This is a genomic window from Kocuria marina (assembly GCA_014652975.1).
Lineage (GTDB): Bacteria > Actinomycetota > Actinomycetes > Actinomycetales > Micrococcaceae > Kocuria > Kocuria marina.
In genome coordinates, this window is the sequence record BMZV01000001.1 from 253,471 (window position 1) to 270,422 (window position 16,952).

At 68.4% G+C, this 16,952-nt stretch carries 10 protein-coding genes and 1 riboswitch; all 10 genes read right to left on the reverse strand.

Going from position 1 to position 16,952, the window contains the following annotated elements; genetic code table 11:
* Positions 1-68: 68 nt before the first annotated feature.
* The 10 genes from IE157_RS01275 to moaC all read right to left on the reverse strand — a co-directional run bounded on the left by IE157_RS01275 (position 69) and on the right by moaC (position 16,916).
* A complete protein-coding gene (locus IE157_RS01275) occupies positions 69-3,959 on the reverse strand; it encodes a DNA-directed RNA polymerase subunit beta' (protein ID WP_193518898.1) in 3,891 nt (1,296 codons plus the stop codon).
* A gap of 65 nt (positions 3,960-4,024) precedes the next feature.
* The gene (gene rpoB, locus IE157_RS01280; protein ID WP_131332461.1) at positions 4,025-7,534 is read right to left on the reverse strand and encodes a DNA-directed RNA polymerase subunit beta; all 3,510 of its coding nucleotides are present in this window, start codon (positions 7,532-7,534) and stop codon (positions 4,025-4,027) included.
* Positions 7,535-7,773: 239 nt separating this feature from the next.
* Positions 7,774-8,517, reverse strand: a complete 744-nt coding sequence (locus IE157_RS01285; RefSeq protein WP_193518899.1) for an MBL fold metallo-hydrolase — start codon at positions 8,515-8,517, stop codon at positions 7,774-7,776.
* Positions 8,518-8,652: 135 nt separating this feature from the next.
* Positions 8,653-9,798 (reverse strand): glycine cleavage system aminomethyltransferase GcvT, encoded by a 1,146-nt coding sequence (gene gcvT / locus IE157_RS01290; RefSeq protein WP_193518900.1) that lies wholly within the window; start codon positions 9,796-9,798, stop codon positions 8,653-8,655.
* Complete coding sequence (gcvP, locus tag IE157_RS01295) at positions 9,795-12,698, reverse strand: aminomethyl-transferring glycine dehydrogenase (protein WP_193518901.1); 2,904 nt, start codon at positions 12,696-12,698, stop codon at positions 9,795-9,797. Before gcvP ends, gcvT begins: the two co-directional genes overlap by 4 nt.
* Positions 12,699-12,860: 162 nt before the next feature.
* A riboswitch (glycine riboswitch) is annotated at positions 12,861-12,994 on the reverse strand.
* Between the two features lie 158 nt (positions 12,995-13,152).
* Positions 13,153-13,539 carry a 50S ribosomal protein L7/L12 gene (gene rplL, locus IE157_RS01300; RefSeq protein WP_035959869.1) on the reverse strand — a complete coding sequence of 129 codons (387 nt, stop codon included), beginning with the start codon at positions 13,537-13,539 and terminating at the stop codon, positions 13,153-13,155.
* 122 nt (positions 13,540-13,661) lie between these two features.
* Entirely contained in the window at positions 13,662-14,195 is a 534-nt protein-coding gene (rplJ, locus tag IE157_RS01305) for a 50S ribosomal protein L10 (RefSeq protein ID WP_035959878.1), read from the reverse strand.
* 279 nt (positions 14,196-14,474) lie between these two features.
* Positions 14,475-15,311 carry a formate dehydrogenase accessory sulfurtransferase FdhD gene (gene fdhD / locus IE157_RS01310; protein WP_064845229.1) on the reverse strand — a complete coding sequence of 279 codons (837 nt, stop codon included), beginning with the start codon at positions 15,309-15,311 and terminating at the stop codon, positions 14,475-14,477.
* A gap of 1 nt (position 15,312) precedes the next feature.
* Entirely contained in the window at positions 15,313-16,491 is a 1,179-nt protein-coding gene (locus IE157_RS01315) for a molybdenum cofactor biosynthesis protein MoaE (RefSeq protein WP_193518902.1), read from the reverse strand.
* Entirely contained in the window at positions 16,488-16,916 is a 429-nt protein-coding gene (gene moaC / locus IE157_RS01320; protein ID WP_240505604.1) for a cyclic pyranopterin monophosphate synthase MoaC, read from the reverse strand. Before moaC ends, IE157_RS01315 begins: the two co-directional genes overlap by 4 nt.
* Between the last annotated feature and the right edge of the window lie 36 nt (positions 16,917-16,952).

Below are 16,952 nucleotides of genomic sequence, written 5' to 3' on the forward strand. Positions count from 1 at the left end.
GCGAGAGCCCGGGTGGCCCTCCCCGAAGGGAAGCCCACCCGGGCTCTCAGATCACACGCCTACTCGGCTCAGTGACCGCCGAAATCGTAGTCGTCCAGGGGGATCGCATGGAACTCGGAACCGAGCCCCCCGGCGTTCTCCTCGGCGTAGCTGAAATCGGTGAACGCGGAGGGATCCGTGAACATGGAGGCCTTGGCCTCCTCGGTGGGCTCCACGTCCACGCTGTTGTACCGCTCCAGACCGGTACCGGCGGGGATGAGCTTACCGATGATCACGTTCTCCTTCAGACCCAGCAGCGGATCCGACTTGCCCTCCATGGCGGCCTGCGTGAGCACACGGGTGGTCTCCTGGAAGGACGCGGCGGACAGCCACGAGTCCGTGGCCAGGGAGGCCTTGGTGATGCCCATGAGCTCCGGACGCCCGGCCGCGGGACGCTTGCCCTCCGCCACCGCGGCGCGGTTGGCCTCGAGGAAGCGCACGTTGTCCACCAGCTCACCCGGCAGCAACGAGGTGTCGCCGGACTCGATGATGGTCACGCGCCGCAGCATCTGGCGCACGATGACCTCCACGTGCTTGTCGTGGATGCCCACGCCCTGGGAGCGGTACACGCCCTGGACCTCATCCACGAGGTGCTTCTGCGCCTCGCGAGGACCGCGGATACGCAGTACCTCCTTGGGGTCCACGGCTCCGGTCACGAGCTGCTGACCGACCTCCACGTGATCGCCGTCCGCGACGAGCAGCTTGGCGCGGCGCAGCACTGGGTAGGCGAACTCCTCGTCACCGTTGTCCGGGACCACCACGATCTTCAGCGACTTGTCCGTGTCCTCGATGCGGATTCGGCCAGCCACCTCGGAGATTGGGGCCACACCCTTGGGCGTGCGGGCCTCGAACAGCTCCTGGATACGGGGCAGACCCTGCGTGATGTCACCGTCCGAGGACGCCACACCACCGGTGTGGAACGTACGCATGGTCAGCTGGGTACCGGGCTCACCGATGGACTGGGCGGCCACGATGCCCACGGCCTCGCCGATGTCCACCAACTGGTTGGTGGCCAGCGAACGACCGTAGCACGCGGCGCACACGCCCACGGCGGACTCGCACGTGAGGACCGAGCGCACGCGCACCTGGTCCACACCGGCGTTGTAGAGCTTGTTGATCATGGCGTCGGACATGTCCGCGCCCGCCTCGGCAAGCACTTCGTCGTTCTCGTCCGCCACGGCGCTGGCCAGCACGCGGCCGTGCACCGTGTTCTCGATGTCCTCGTGCAGCGTGCGCACACCGGTGTCGGTGATGTCCGCGAGCGGCAGGGTCAACCCGCGCACCGTCTGGCAATCGGACTCTCGCACGATCACGTCCTGCGAGACGTCCACCAGACGACGGGTCAGGTAACCCGAGTTGGCGGTACGCAGAGCGGTGTCCGCGAGGCCCTTACGCGCACCGTGGGTCGCGATGAAGTACTCCAACACGGACAGGCCCTCACGGTAGGAGGACTTGATCGGTCGGGGCATGATCTCGCCCTTGGGGTTTGCCACCAGACCACGGATACCCGCGATCTGACGCACCTGCATCCAGTTACCACGTGCACCGGAGGAGACCATCCGGTTGATCGTGTTCCCGGCGGTCAGGTTGTTGCGCATGGCCTCGGCGACCTCGTCGGTGGCCTTGGACCAGATGTCGATGAGCTCGGAGCGGCGCTCGTCGTCGTCGATCAGACCCTTGTCGTACTGGCCCTGGATCCGCGCGGCCTGCGCCTCGTAGCCCTCCATGATGGCGGGCTTCTCCGGCGGGGTGGCGATGTCCGAGATGGCCACGGTGACACCCGAGCGGGAGGCCCAGTGGAAGCCGGCGTCCTTGAGGTTGTCCAAGGTCTTGGCCACCTGGGTCATGGGGTAACGCTCTGCGAGGTCGTTCACGAGCGCGGACAGGTGCTTCTTGTCCGCGACGTTCTCGTCCCACGGGTAGTCGGCAGGCAGCGTCTCGTTGAACAGCACGCGACCGAGCGTGGTCTCCACGACGGCGGGCTGACCTTGCTCCCAGCCCTCGGGCGCTTCCCACCCGGCGTACGGCACGAAGTCCTCGAGCTCGATCTTGCAGCGCGAGTTCAGGTGCAGCTCACCGGAGTCCGCGGCCATGATGGCCTCGGCCACTGAGGAGTAGCTGTTGCCCTCCCCGGCCCAACCCTCACGCACGGTGGTGAGGTGGTAGAGGCCGATGATCATGTCCTGCGAGGGCAGGGCGATCGGCTTGCCGTCCGAGGGCTTGAGGATGTTGTTCGAGGACAGCATCAGCACACGCGCCTCGGCCTGCGCCTCCGGAGACAGCGGCAGGTGCACGGCCATCTGGTCACCGTCGAAGTCGGCGTTGAACGCGCCGCACACGAGCGGGTGCAGCTGGATGGCCTTGCCCTCCACGAGCTGCGGCTCGAACGCCTGGATGCCCAGACGGTGCAGGGTCGGTGCGCGGTTGAGCAGCACGGGGTGCTCCGTGATGACCTCTTCCAGCACGTCCCACACCTGCGGGCGGTAGCGCTCCACCATCCGCTTGGCGGACTTGATGTTCTGCGCGTGGTTGAGGTCCACGAGGCGCTTCATCACGAAGGGCTTGAACAGCTCCAACGCCATCTGCTTGGGCAGCCCGCACTGGTGCAGCTTGAGCTGCGGGCCCACCACGATCACGGAACGACCGGAGTAGTCCACGCGTTTGCCCAGCAGGTTCTGACGGAAGCGGCCCTGCTTGCCCTTGAGCATGTCGGACAGCGACTTCAACGCACGGTTGCCGGGGCCCGTGACCGGGCGACCGCGGCGGCCGTTGTCGAACAGCGAGTCCACGGCCTCCTGGAGCATGCGCTTCTCGTTGTTCACGATGATCTCGGGGGCACCGAGGTCCAACAGCCGCTTGAGGCGGTTGTTGCGGTTGATCACACGACGGTAGAGGTCGTTGAGATCGGACGTCGCGAAGCGGCCGCCGTCCAGCTGGACCATGGGGCGCAGTTCCGGCGGGATGACCGGGACGGCGTCCAGGACCATGCCGAGCGGCGAGTTGTCCGTGGTCAGGAACGCGTTGACAACCTTGAGGCGCTTGAGCGCACGCGTCTTGCGCTGGCCCTTGCCCGTGGCGATGGTCTCGCGCAGGGCCTCGGCCTCGGCAGCGAGATCGAAGGTCTCGAGGCGCTTCTTGATGGACTCGGCGCCCATGGAGCCCTCGAAGTACATGCCGTAGCGGTCCACCATCTGGCGGTACAGGGCCTCGTCGCCCTCGAGGTCGTTGACCTTGAGGTTCTTGAAGCGGTCCCAGACCTTCTCGAGGTAGTCGATCTCGCGATCGGCGCGCTTGCGCACGTTTGCCATCTGGCGGTCCGCGGAGTCGCGCAGCTTGCGCTTCTCGGCGGCCTTGCCACCCTCTTCCTCGACGCGCGCGAGATCGTTCTCGAGGTCACGGGCGATCGCGTTGATGTCCGCGTCGCGGGTGTCCTCGAGCTGCTTCTTCTCACGGTCGATCGCGGCCTGCAGGTTGGGCAGGTCGTCGTGACGGGCCTGCTCGTCCACGGACGTGATCATGTACGCCGCGAAGTAGATGACCTTTTCGAGGTCCTTCGGGGCGAGGTCCAGCAGGTATCCCAAGCGCGAGGGCACGCCCTTGAAGTACCAGATGTGGGTCACGGGAGCGGCGAGCTCGATGTGACCCATCCGCTCACGACGCACCTTGGCGCGCGTGACCTCCACGCCGCAGCGCTCGCAGATGATGCCCTTGTAGCGCACACGCTTGTACTTACCGCAGTAGCACTCCCAGTCCCGGGTGGGGCCGAAGATCTTCTCGCAGAACAAGCCGTCCTTCTCAGGCTTGAGCGTGCGGTAGTTGATGGTCTCGGGCTTCTTGACCTCGCCGTAGGACCAGCCGCGGATCTGATCCGCGGTCGCGAGGCCGATACGCATGAGGCCCAGTGAAGAATCGTTGGACATAAGGTCCTGTCCCTCTTTCTAAAATCCTGAAGTGTGTTCGGGCTGATCGATGAACGAAAGGGGTCTCAGACCTCTTCGACCGAGCTGGGCTCGGAGTGGGAGAGGTCGATACCGAGTTCGTCCGCAGCCCGGAAGCTGTCGTCCTCGGAATCACGCATTTCCACCGCGTTACCGTCCGCGGAGAGGACCTCCACGTTCAGGCACAGGGACTGCATTTCCTTGATGAGCACCTTGAAGGATTCGGGCACACCCGGTTCAGGGATGTTCTCGCCCTTGACGATCGCCTCGTACACCTTGACGCGGCCGTGGACATCGTCCGACTTGACGGTGAGCAGTTCCTGCAGGGTGTAGGCCGCGCCGTACGCCTCGAGCGCCCACACCTCCATCTCACCGAAACGCTGACCACCGAACTGCGCCTTACCGCCCAGCGGCTGCTGGGTGATCATGGAGTACGGGCCGGTGGAGCGCGCGTGGATCTTGTCGTCCACCAGGTGGTGGAGCTTCAAGATGTACTGGTAGCCCACGGACACGGGGTCCGGGAACGGCTGACCGGAACGGCCGTCGTAGAGCTTGGCCTTGCCGGAACGCCCGATCAAGCGGTCACCGTCCCGCGTGGGGTTGGTGTGGTCCAGCAGGTCGAAGATCTCGTCCTCGCGAGCGCCGTCGAACACCGGGGTGGCCACGTTAGTGGGACCGGTGGACTTCGGGAAGTTGCTCAGACCGTGCAGCCACTCGGGATCGCCCTCGATGTTCCAGCCCTGCTTGGCGAGCCAGCCGGTGTGGACCTCGAGCACCTGGCCCAGGTTCATACGACCGGGCACGCCCAGCGGGTTCAGGATCACGTCCACGGGGGTGCCGTCCTCCATGAACGGCATGTCCTCGATGGGCAGGATCTTGGAGATAACGCCCTTGTTGCCGTGACGACCGGCGAGCTTGTCGCCGTCCGTGATCTTGCGCTTCTGCGCCACGTACACGCGCACGACCTGGTTGACGCCGGCCGGGAGGTCGTCGTCCTCGTCGTCGCGGTCGAACACGCGCACACCGATCACGGTGCCGGACTCGCCGTGGGGCACCTTGAGGGAGGTGTCACGGACCTCGCGGGACTTCTCACCGAAGATCGCGCGCAGCAGCCGCTCCTCCGGGGTCAGTTCGGTCTCGCCCTTGGGCGTGACCTTACCCACGAGGATGTCACCGGCCTGGACCTCGGCACCGATGTGGATGATGCCTCGCTCGTCCAGGGCGGAGAGCACCTCTTCCGACACGTTGGGGATGTCACGGGTGATCTCCTCGGCACCGAGCTTGGTGTCGCGGGCGTCGATCTCGTGCTCCTCGATGTGGATGGACGTCAGGACGTCCTCGGAGACCATGCGCTGGGACAGGATGATGGCGTCCTCGTAGTTGAGGCCTTCCCAGGACATGTACGCGATCAGCAGGTTCTTGCCCAGTGCGAGTTCACCGTGGTCGGTGGAGGGCCCGTCCGCGATCACGGTGCGGGGCTCCACGCGGTCGCCCTCGGAGACGATCACGCGCTGGTTGTACGTGTTGCCCGGGTTCGAGCGCACGAACTTGTTGATCGGGTAGAGCTTGGTGGTGCCGTCGTCGTTCAGGACGGTCACGAGGTCCGCGGAGACTTCCTCGACCACGCCGGACTTGGTGGCCAGCACCGAGTCGCCGGCGTCCAGGGCGGCGTAGCGCTCCATACCGGTGCCCACGAGCGGCGCCTCGGACGTGAGCAGCGGCACGGCCTGACGCTGCATGTTGGCGCCCATGAGCGCGCGGTTGGCGTCGTCGTGTTCGAGGTACGGGATCAGGGCGGTGGCCACCGACACCATCTGGCGCGGGGACACGTCCATGAACTCGATGTCCGTGGGGGCCACGAGCACCGCTTCACCCGAGCCGTCGGAGGCACGCGCGAGGACGGCATCCTCGGCGAAGCGACCGTCGTCGGTCAACGGGGCGTTGGCCTGCGCAATGGTGAGCCCGCGCTCGTCGTCCGCGGTGAGGTAGACGACGTCGTTGGTTACGGTGCCGTCCACGACGCGGCGGTAGGGCGTCTCGATGAAACCGAACGGGTTGATCCGCGCGTAGGTCGCGAGCGAACCGATCAGACCGATGTTCGAGCCTTCCGGCGTCTCGATCGGGCACATGCGGCCGTAGTGCGAGGGGTGCACGTCACGGACCTCCATGCCCGCGCGATCGCGGGAGAGGCCACCGGGACCCAGCGCGGATAGACGACGCTTGTGCGTGAGGCCCGCGAGCGGGTTGTTCTGGTCCATGAACTGCGACAGCTGGGAGGTCCCGAAGAACTCCTTGATCGCGGCCACGACCGGGCGGATGTTGATCAGGGTCTGCGGCGTGATCGCCTCGACGTCCTGGGTGGTCATCCGCTCGCGCACCACGCGCTCCATGCGGGACAGACCCGTGCGGATCTGGTTCTCGATCAGCTCGCCCACCGCGCGGATGCGACGGTTGCCGAAGTGGTCGATGTCGTCCACGTCCACGTGGATCTCACGGGCCTCGCCGTCACGCGTACCGGGCATGGTGGAGCCGCCGTCGTGCAGGGTCACGAGGTAGCGAATCATGGCGACGATGTCGTCGAGGGACAGCACCGAGGCGTCCGAGTCCGTGAACGGCTTGTCCAGACCGAGCTTGCGGTTGAGCTTGTAGCGGCCCACCTTGGCGAGGTCGTAGCGCTTGGGGTTGAAGTACATGTTGTCCAGCAGGGACTGGGCGGCGTCCACCGTGGGCGGCTCCCCCGGGCGCAACTTGCGGTAGATGTCCAGCAGCGCCTCCTCGCGGGTCTCCGTGGTGTCCTTCTCCAGCGTCGCGCGGATGGAGTCGAACTCGCCGAACTCCTCGAGGATCTTGGACTCGGTCCAGCCCAGCGCCTTGAGCAGCACGGTCACGGACTGCTTGCGCTTGCGGTCCAGGCGCACACCCACCTGATCGCGCTTGTCGATCTCGAGCTCGAACCACGCACCGCGGGACGGGATGATCTTGGCGGAGTAGATGTCCTTGTCGGACGTGCGGTCCTGGCCCTTCTCGAAGTAGGCACCCGGGGAACGCACGAGCTGGGAGACGACGACGCGCTCGGAGCCGTTGATCACGAACGTGCCCTTGTCGGTCATCAGGGGGAAGTCACCCATGAACACGGTCTGCTGCTTGATCTCGCCCGTGTTGTTGTTCATGAACTCGGCCTTGACGTACAGCGGGGCCGAGAAGGTCGCGTCGCGGTCCTTGCACTCGACCATTGTGTACTTGGGGTCGTAGAACTCCGGCTCGGAGAAGGACAGGGACATGGTGCCCTGGAAGTCCTCGATCGGGGAGATCTCCTCGAAGATGTCGGACAGACCGGAGGTCGTGGGAACGCTGGTGTCACCCGTCTCCTGGGCTTCGACCACGCGTGCCTGCCAGCGCTCGTTGCCGACCAGCCGATCGAAGCTGTCGGTCTGCAGAGCAAGCAGGTTGGGGACGTCCAGCGGTTCGTGGATCTTCGCGAAGGAAACGCGGCGAGGAGTGTTATCACTCGTGGGGTGGTTGGCGGAGACGTTCGTATCGGTGCTCGAGGCGACCAAGATGTGATCCTTCCACAGACATGCAGTGAATACGCGAGGTTCCCGGGGAGAGAAAAAGGGGCCGGTTTTCGATGCTCGTCGACAACCGCCCCTGCGGCGCCCACCGCTATATGAAGGCACGCATGCATAAGGGACAACGCAAAGTACTAGCTTAGGCGAACTGCGCCCGTTTGTCCACACCGGTGCTGGACGAAATCCCGTCCGGGCCGTAAGATGCCCGCCCCTCGGGCGGCGCCCCCTCAGGCGACCCCGTTCTCCCGGGCCAGTTCGACGGCGCGTCCCACGCCTTCACGCCACGGGTCGCCGTGTCCGGGCAGCACCAGGGTGGCTCCCGTGACCTCGAGTGCGGCGAGGGATTCCACGGCCATCGCGCTGTCCGCGGTGGCGGCGCGGGCCACGATGCGGGGGCCCGTGAGACCCGAGTAGGGGTCCAGGGTCACGAGCGCGTCCCCCGATATCACGGCGTCCGCTGTGGGGACGTACAGCGCGCAGTGCCCGTACGTGTGGCCCGCGGTGAACACGACCCGCGGGCGGCCCGGGACGGGGACGGTCTCCCCCGCGGTCAGCTCGCGGGTCACGGTCACGCCCCGCACCATCGCGGCGCCACCGGCGATCATGGACGCGAGGATCGGCACGGCGCGCGGGTGACGCAGCGGGTAGACGGCCGTGGGGTTCTCGTGCGCGTAGCTGTAAGGGTGTGCCGCGAGGTGCTTGTCCCGCTGGTGGGCGTACACGGGGATCCCGAGCCGGTCCACGAGTTTCGCGGCGACCCCCACGTGGTCGAAGTGTGCGTGGGTCAGCACGAGCGCTTTGATGTCCTCGGGGGCGTGGCCGAGTTCGCGCACGGCCCACCCGAGTTCGTTCCATACCCTGGGCAGACCGGCGTCCACGACCGTGAGGCCGTCCGAGTCCTCCAGGACGTAGCAGTTCACGTTGTGGTTCTGGATCATGTGGATCCCGGGGGCGACGTTGCGCAGGAACACGGCGTTCTCCTTGTCCGTCCCGCCCCGATCACACGGGGCGGGACCCTCACCGGCCCGCGCGGTCCTCGGAACGTGCACGGCGGAGCGGGCCTGCCTGGAAGACTACTCCGGGCGGCCCGCTCCCCACACCATCCTTCAGGACCGCTTGTAGAAGGGCAGAGCGGTGCGCGTGACCTCCACGGCGCGCCCGCGTGCGTCCTGGACGCTCACCTCACCGGCGTCGATCCCGTCGACGGCGTCCGTGGCCACGAGCGCCATGGCCACCGGCTTGCCCAGCGTGGGCGAGGGCAGCCCGCTCGTGACCTCACCCACGGTGCGCTCCCCCACGTGCACGGTGTAGCCCGCGCGCACGGGTTTGCGACCCAGGCCCTCCAGACCGATGAGGGTGCGTTCGGGCGTGCCTTCCAGCATCGCCGCGAGCACCTCCTCGCCGACCGTGGTGGTGCCGGCCTCCGCCTTCTTGCGCAGGGCGATCTCCACGAGCTTGCCGAGTCCCGCTTCGACCGGGGTGATCTCCGTGGACAGTTCGTGACCGTACAGCGGCATCCCGGCCTCGAGCCGCAGGGAGTCGCGCGCCGCGAGACCCGCCGCTCCCACGGGGGCCTCCTCCGTGCCGAGCTCGGCCGCGGTCGCCAGGAGCGCGTCCCACAACACGGGCGCGTCCTGGTTGTCGCAGTACAGTTCGAAACCGTCCTCGCCCGTGTACCCGGTGCGGGCCACGAGCACGGCCACGTCCGCGCAGCGTGCGCGCACGCACGCGTAGTACTTCAGCGCGGCGACGTCCTCGGCCGGTTCCAAACGCGTGGCCTCGAGCACCTCGAGGGCGCGCGGACCCTGGACGGCGATCAGCGACGTCGCCGGACCGTTGTCCGTGACGCGCACGTCGAAGCCCTGGGCGCGCTCCTGGAGCGCACGCACGACCGTCTCCTGGTTGCCCGCGTTCGGCACCACGAGGTACTCGTCCTCGTCCGTACGGTAGGTAATGAGGTCGTCCAGGATCCTGCCCTGTTCGTCCACGATGATCGAGTACTTGGCGCGGCCCACCGTGAGCCCGGAGAGCACACCCACGAGGGCGTAGTCCAGGAACGCGCCGGCCTGCGGACCCGAGACCGAGACCTCCCCCATGTGGGACAGGTCGAAGATCCCGGCGCCGCGGCGCACCGCGTGGTGCTCGGCGGTGTCGCTCGCGTAGCGCACGGGCATGGTCCAGCCACCGAAGTCGGTGAACCGCGCCCCCAACCGCTCGTGGGCCTCGTACAGTGCGGTGTGCTGCTCGCTCATCGAGTCTCCCCCTGTGCTACTGCTGCGGTGTTGTACGCGGCGTCGAACGCCTCGATGGGCGGGCACTCGCACACGAGGTTGCGGTCCCCCGCGGCGTTGTCGATCCGGCCCACGGGGGGCCAGTACTTGACCCGGCGCAGGGACGCGACCGGGTAGGCGGCCTGCGAGCGCGGGTAGGCGCGCTGCCACTCGTCCGCGGTGAGCACTTGGGCGGTGTGCGGGGCGTTGCGGATCACGGAGTCCTCGAGGGACACGGTGCCGTCCGCGATCTCCTGCATCTCCGCGTGGATCGTGCGCATCGCGGCGATGAACCGGTCCTGCTCCTCGAGGCCCTCGGACTCGGTGGGCTCGACCATCAGGGTCCCGGCGACCGGGAACGCGAGCGTGGGCGCGTGGAATCCGAAGTCCACGAGGCGCTTGCACACGTCCTCGGCCGTGACGCCGGAGGCCTTGGTCATGGGCCGCAGGTCCAGGATGCACTCGTGGGCCACGAGCCCGCCGTCCCCGGTGTACAGCGTGGGGAACACGTCCGCGAGCGCGCGGGAGATGTAGTTGGCCCCGAGCACCGCGGTGCGCGTGGACTCGGTCAGCCCCTGCGCGCCCGTCATGGCGATGTACATCCACGTGATGGGCAGAACCCCCGCGGAACCGTAGGGAGCCTGCGCCACGGGGAAGCCCGCGCCGTGCTCGTCCAGGTCCGCGTCCGCCGGGTTGCCCGGCAGGTACGGCACGAGGTGTTCGGCCACGGCCACGGGACCCACACCGGGCCCGCCGCCGCCGTGCGGGATGCAGAAGGTCTTGTGCAGGTTCAGGTGGGAGACGTCCCCGCCGAAGCGGCCGGGCCGTGCCAGCCCCATGAGCGCGTTGAGGTTCGCGCCGTCCACGTAGACCTGACCACCGGCGTCGTGTACCGCGGCGCACACCTCGGTGATGTCCGTGTCGTAGACGCCGTGGGTCGAGGGGTAGGTGACCATGATGCCCGCGAGCTCGTCCCCCACCGCCTCGATCTTGGCCGCGAGGTCCGCCTGATCGATCGTGCCGTCCGCGGCGGTCGCCACGACCACGACCTTGAGGTCCGCGAGCACGGCCGATGCCGCGTTGGTCCCGTGCGCGGAGGACGGGATGAGGATCGTCTTGCGCTGACCCTCGCCGCGGGCCAGCTGGTACCGCCGGATGGCCAGCAGACCCGCGAGTTCACCCTGCGAACCGGCGTTGGGCTGCACGGACACCGCCGCGTAGCCGGTGATCTCCGCGAGCCATGTCTGCAACTGCTCGATCAGTTCGGTCCAGCCCCGGGTCTGATCCGCAGGGGCCAACGGGTGGATACTCGCGAACTCGGGCCACGAGATGGGTTCCATCTCCGCCGCCGCGTTGAGCTTCATGGTGCACGAGCCCAGCGGGATCATGGTGCGGTCCAGCGCCAGGTCCTTGTCGGAGAGTTCGCGCAGCCACCGCATGAGCGAGGTCTCGGAGCGGTGCGTGTGGAAGACCGGGTGGGACATGTACTCGTCCGTACGCAGCCACTCGTCCGGCAGTGCGTCCGCGCTCGCGGCTTCCCCGGAGTCCGAGGTGCGCGCGCCGCACGCCTCGGACACCGCGGTGAGCACGTCCTGGACGTCCCGCTGCGTATGGGGTTCACCGAAGCTCACGCCCACCGTGTCCTGGTCGATGCGACGGAGGTTGATCCCGCGGTCCGCGGCCGCGGCCACGATGCCGTCCGCCCGGCCCGGCGCGGAGAAGGTCACGGTGTCGAAGAACCGCTCGTGGGCGACGTCGATCCCGCGCTCCCGCAACCCGGCGGCGAGCTCCGTGGCGAGACCGTGCAGCCGCTCGGCGAGGGCGCGCAGTGCGACGGGACCGTGGTGCACCGCGTAGGCCGCGGCCACGATCGCGAGCAGGGCCTGCGCCGTGCAGATGTTGGAGGTCGCCTTCTCGCGTCGGATGTGCTGCTCGCGTGTCTGCAGCGCGAGCCGGTACGCGGGTGCGCCCGAGGAATCGGTGGACACCCCCACGATGCGCCCCGGCAGGGAGCGTTCGGTACCCTTGCGGGTCGCCATGAACGCGGCGTGCGGGCCCCCGAAGAACAGGGGCACCCCGAAGCGCTGGGCCGAACCGACCGCGATGTCCGCGCCCAGCTCACCCGGGCTGCGCAGCATGGTCAAGGCGAGCAGGTCGGTGCTCACGGTCACGAGCGCGCCCGCCTCGTGCGCGGCGTCGATCACCGCGGTGGGATCCGTGACGTCCCCGTCCGCACCGATCTGCGCGACGACGACGCCGAAGACGTCACCCTCCGAGACCGCCCGCGCGGCGGCGTCGGGATCACCGAGGTCCGCCGTGACAAGCTCGATACCCGCGGCACGGGTGCGGCCCGTGAGCACGGCGAGGGTCTGGGGCAGGCTGCGGCTGTCCACGAGCACGCGCAGGCTCTTGGATCGGCGGTTGGCGCGGCGCATCATGAGCACGGCCTCGGCCACGGCGGAGGACTCGTCCAGAAGGGACGCGTTGGCCACCTCGAGGCCGGTGAGGTCGATCACCGCGTTCTGGAACGTGAGCAGCAACTCGAGCCGGCCTTGGGAGATCTCGGGCTGGTACGGCGTGTAGGACGTGTAGAACCCGGGGTTCTCCAGGATGTTGCGTCGGATCGCGGCGGGCGTCACGGTGTCGTGGTAGCCCTGCCCGATCATCTGGCGCATCACGGTGTTGCGCGCAGCGATCGAGCGCAGGGCCGCGAGGGCCTCGGGCTCGTCGAGGGGTTCCGGCAGGTCCAGGGCGTCCCGGACACGGATGCTCTCGGGGACGGCGCGGTCGATCAGTTCGTCGAGGCTGGCTACCCCCACGGTGCGGAGCATGACGGCCATGTCATCGGCGTCGGGGCCGATGTGGCGTGACAGGAAGGACATACGAGGGTCTCCTGGGCTGCTTGTGGGCGCGCGAGGGCCCGGTGAGTCCTCCCCGCTCTGTATCGCAACCTGAGAGATTTCGCCGGCGGGCGCAGCAACTCGCGCCCGTCGACCTGCCCCGTCGGTGCTCTCCCCGTGACAGGGGTGAGCTCTTCAGAGTGGCCCGGTGCGGCGGTACGGGTGCCTGAGAGATTCCCGGGGAGGGTTTGCTCCTTCGGCGATGGCGCGATGCCCGCGGTACCGGTTCACGTGGTTCCGGCTCACGAGGATCCGCCATGCTCTCCCGCCGTACGGTGACGGCCAGATGGTCACACACAGTTTCGCACATCACACCGCTACGGGGAATGCGCGAAACCCCGCACCGATGATCGGTGCGGGGTTTCGCGGGGATGTCGTGCCGGACGGACCCGGGGGTCACGTCACGGGACACGGCGGGCGCACGAGGCGCCGTGGATCACTTGACGGTGACGGAGGCGCCGGCGCCCTCGAGGGCTTCCTTCGCCTTGTCAGCGGCTTCCTTGGTGGCGCCTTCGAGGACGGCCTTGGGAGCGCTGTCCACGAGGTCCTTGGCTTCCTTCAGGCCCAGGGAGGTCAGGCCGCGAACTTCCTTGATGACCTGGATCTTCTTGTCACCGGCGGATTCGAGGATGACGTCGAACTCGGTCTTCTCCTCCTCGGCCCCACCGGCGTCGCCGCCGGCGGGAGCGGCACCGGCCACGGCCACGGGGGCGGCAGCGGTGACGTCGAAGGTCTCCTCGAACGCCTTCACGAACTCGGACAGCTCGATGAGGGACAGTTCCTTGAAGGCCTCGATGAGTTCTTCGGTGGTCAGCTTAGCCATGGTATTGGCTCCTTACTTGTACGTGGTGCCGGTGCTGGTGGCGCCGGCGAGGTGTGCGTGGGAAGAACACGGGTGTTTCCCGGGCGCTCGCCCGGGACCCCGCAACCGGGTCCCCGAAGGGATCAGGCGGCGTTCTCGCCCTGTTCGTCCAGCTTGGCGCGCAGAGCCTCGGCGGTGCGCACGGTCTTGGACAGCGGGGCCTGGAACAGCGCAGCAGCCTTGGACATCGACGCCTTGGCGGCGCCGGCGACCTTGGCCAGCAGAACCTCGCGGGACTCGAGGTCCGCGAGCTTCTTGATCTCGGACTCGTCCATCGCGACGCCATCCAGGTAACCGCCCTTGACGACCAACTGGGGGTTGTCCTTGGCGAAGTCACGCAGACTCTTGGCGGCCTCGACGGCGTCACCGGAGACGAACGCGATGGCCGAGGGGCCCGTGAGCTTGCCCTCGAACGCGTCGATACCGGACTCGCGAGCCGCGATGGCGGTGAGCGTGTTCTTCACCACGGCGTATTCGGCGTTCTCACCGAGGGAACGGCGCAGCGTCTTCAGCTGAGCCACGGTGAGACCGCGGTACTCCGTCAGGACGGCAGCGTGCGAGTTGGAGAAGAATTCCTTCAACTCCGCAACCGCGGCAGCCTTTTCAGGATTCGCCATGGTGCTCCTTCCTTACATGTGGGTGCCGGCCCGCGTCCCGTACGAGGACACGAAAAAAGCCCCGCGCAGATGCCCGGGGCTCGAGACCACGTCCTGATCACACGCATGAAGATGCGGTTTTGAGGAGCGGAATCCGTGCTGGTTCACCTGCGCTGGACGGTTCACGTTTCAGAGAACCTCTTAGATCGCGCGTACCGGGGCACGCGTGATGACCGGCGGTCTTTGGTACATCCATCGTACCCCAGGGCGCGGGTGCCCATCAAATCGTCAGGGCCCGGTTCACTCCCCCGTGATGCGCTCCGGGTGGGTGTAGACGTTGCACCGGCCCTTGCGGTTGAACCCCACGACCGTGACCCCGCGCTCCCGCCCGTGGGTCACGGCGAGTGCGGAGGGTGCGCTGACCGCGGAGAGCACGGGGATCCCGGCCATGGCGGCCTTGCTCACAAGCTCGAACGACGCCCGAGCGGAGACCTGCAGGACCGCTTCGTGCAGCGGCAGCAGTCCTCGCTGCACCGCCCACCCGATGACCTTGTCCACGGCGTTGTGTCGGCCCACGTCCTCCCGGACCACGAGGGGTTCGTCCCGGCCCACGGGGAACAGCGCCGCCGCGTGCACCCCGCCCGTGGCGGAGAAGACCCGCTGGTGCTCCCGCAACTCATCCGGCAGGGACACGAGCCGCGCCGCGGTGACGAGTGGACGCGGGTGCGCCACGGGGTACGCGGAGGACTTGACCACCCCGTCCAACGACGGCGTGCCACACACCCCGCACGACGAGGATGTGAACACCTGGCGCTGGGCGTCCGCGCGCGGCCCCGGGGCCGCCGGTGCGAGCCGGACGTCCACCACGTTGTACGTGCGGTGCCCGTCCTGGTCCACGCCCGAGCGGTAGTCCATCTTCACGATGTGCGAGACCTCCGTGATCACGGCCTCGCTCAGCAGCAGCCCCGTCACGAGTTCGAAGTCGTCCCCGGGCGTGCGCATGGTCACGGTGAACTGTTGCCCGTTCAGCCGGATCTCCAGGGGTTCCTCCCCCGCGAGCCGGTCCGGACCCGCGCGCACTTCCCCGTGGGCGTCGAACGTGCGCACGCGGGCGGGGACGATGATCCGAGCGGCCATCTCAGGCGTCCAGCCCCACCCAGTTGTGCTGCCCGTCCTCGAAGCTCTGCCGCTTCCAGATGGGCACGCGTTCCTTGATGAGGTCCACGAGCTGCGCGCACGCTTCGAACGCCTCGCGACGGTGTCCCGCGGCCACGGCCACCTCGAGCGCGCTGTCCCCCACGGCGAGCGCGCCGATCCGGTGCGCGGCCCACAAGCGCACGTCCGGGTGGGCGCTCGCGATCTCACCGACCACGTCCCGCATGACCTCGCCCGCGCTGGGGTGGGCGCTGTACTCAAGCGCCGTGACACCGTCCTTGCCGCCGTCGTGGTCGCGGATCACGCCGCTGAACCCGACGACCGCCCCGCACCGCGGATGCTGGACCGCACGCTGCGCCTCGGCCGCATCCAGGGGGTCGGTCGTGACGAGCGCCAGCAGCACCTCGCCCGCCGAGGGCTCGGCGCCCGGCGCGTCGTCGTCGTCGGACGACGACGCCGCCGCTGCGGGCACCCGCGCGCCGACCGTGCCCGCGGCGGGGGCGGCGTCATGGCCGGGCACGTCCGTGCGCTCGGCGTGGCCCGGGGAGTCCGGGACCGCCGCGGGGACGACCTCCCCCTGCGCGGAGCGCGTCACGGAGCGGTCCTCCCCGTGACCGTGCACGTCCTCGAGCTGCGCGCTGATGTGGTCCAGCAGGGGGTCCAGCACGGTCATCCCGTCCTTGACGCCCCCGCGCGAGCCCGGGAGGTTCACCATGAAGGTCTGGCCGGTGTGCCCCGCGACCCCGCGGCTCATCACGGCCGTGGGGGTCTTCTGCAGCCCCGCGCTCCACAGCGCGTGCATGATCCCCGGCGACTCGCGCTCCAGCACCCGGGCCGTGGACTCGGGCGTGACGTCGTCCGAGTTCAGTCCGGTGCCCCCGGTCGTGATCACGAACCGCGGGGCGGCAGGCCCGGACGCCGATGTGAGGTTGCGCAGCAGCTCGAGGACCTCGGGCCCGTCCGGGATCACGCGCAGCGTCACGTCCAGGCCGCGGCCCCGCAACCAGTCCCGCAGTAGCGGCCCGCAGCGGTCCTCCGCCGTGCCCGACGCCGCCGAGCTGGACACCACGACCACCACGGCGCTGCGCCCCTCCAGGTGGGTGTCGCCTACCTCGTGTCGACGGGAGGGACGGCCGTGGGCCGGATCCGCGTGCTCACTCATCGGGCGCTCCAATCGCCGCTCTTGCCGCCGGACTTGGCGAGCACGCGGGTGTCGGTGATCGTGGCGGCCTTGTCCACGGCCTTGATCATGTCGTACAGGGTCAGCGCGGCCACGCTCGCCGCAGTGAGGGCCTCCATCTCCACGCCGGTCACACCGCGGGTGCGCACGGTCGTCTCGATCACCACGCGGTCCTCACGCGGGGTGAGGTCCACGGTCACCTTGCTCAGGGGCAGCGGGTGGCACAGGGGCACGAGGTCCGGGGTGCGCTTGGCGGCCATGATCCCGGCCACGCGCGCCACGGCGAGCGCGTCCCCCTTGGGCAGCCCCCCCGAGGCCAGCAGGTCGATCACGTCCGGGCGGGTCATGAGCACGGCCTGGGCGGTGGCCTCGCGCGAGGTCACCGCCTTCTCGCTCACGTCCACCATGTGCGCCGTGCCGTCCTCCCGCACGTGTGTCAGGTG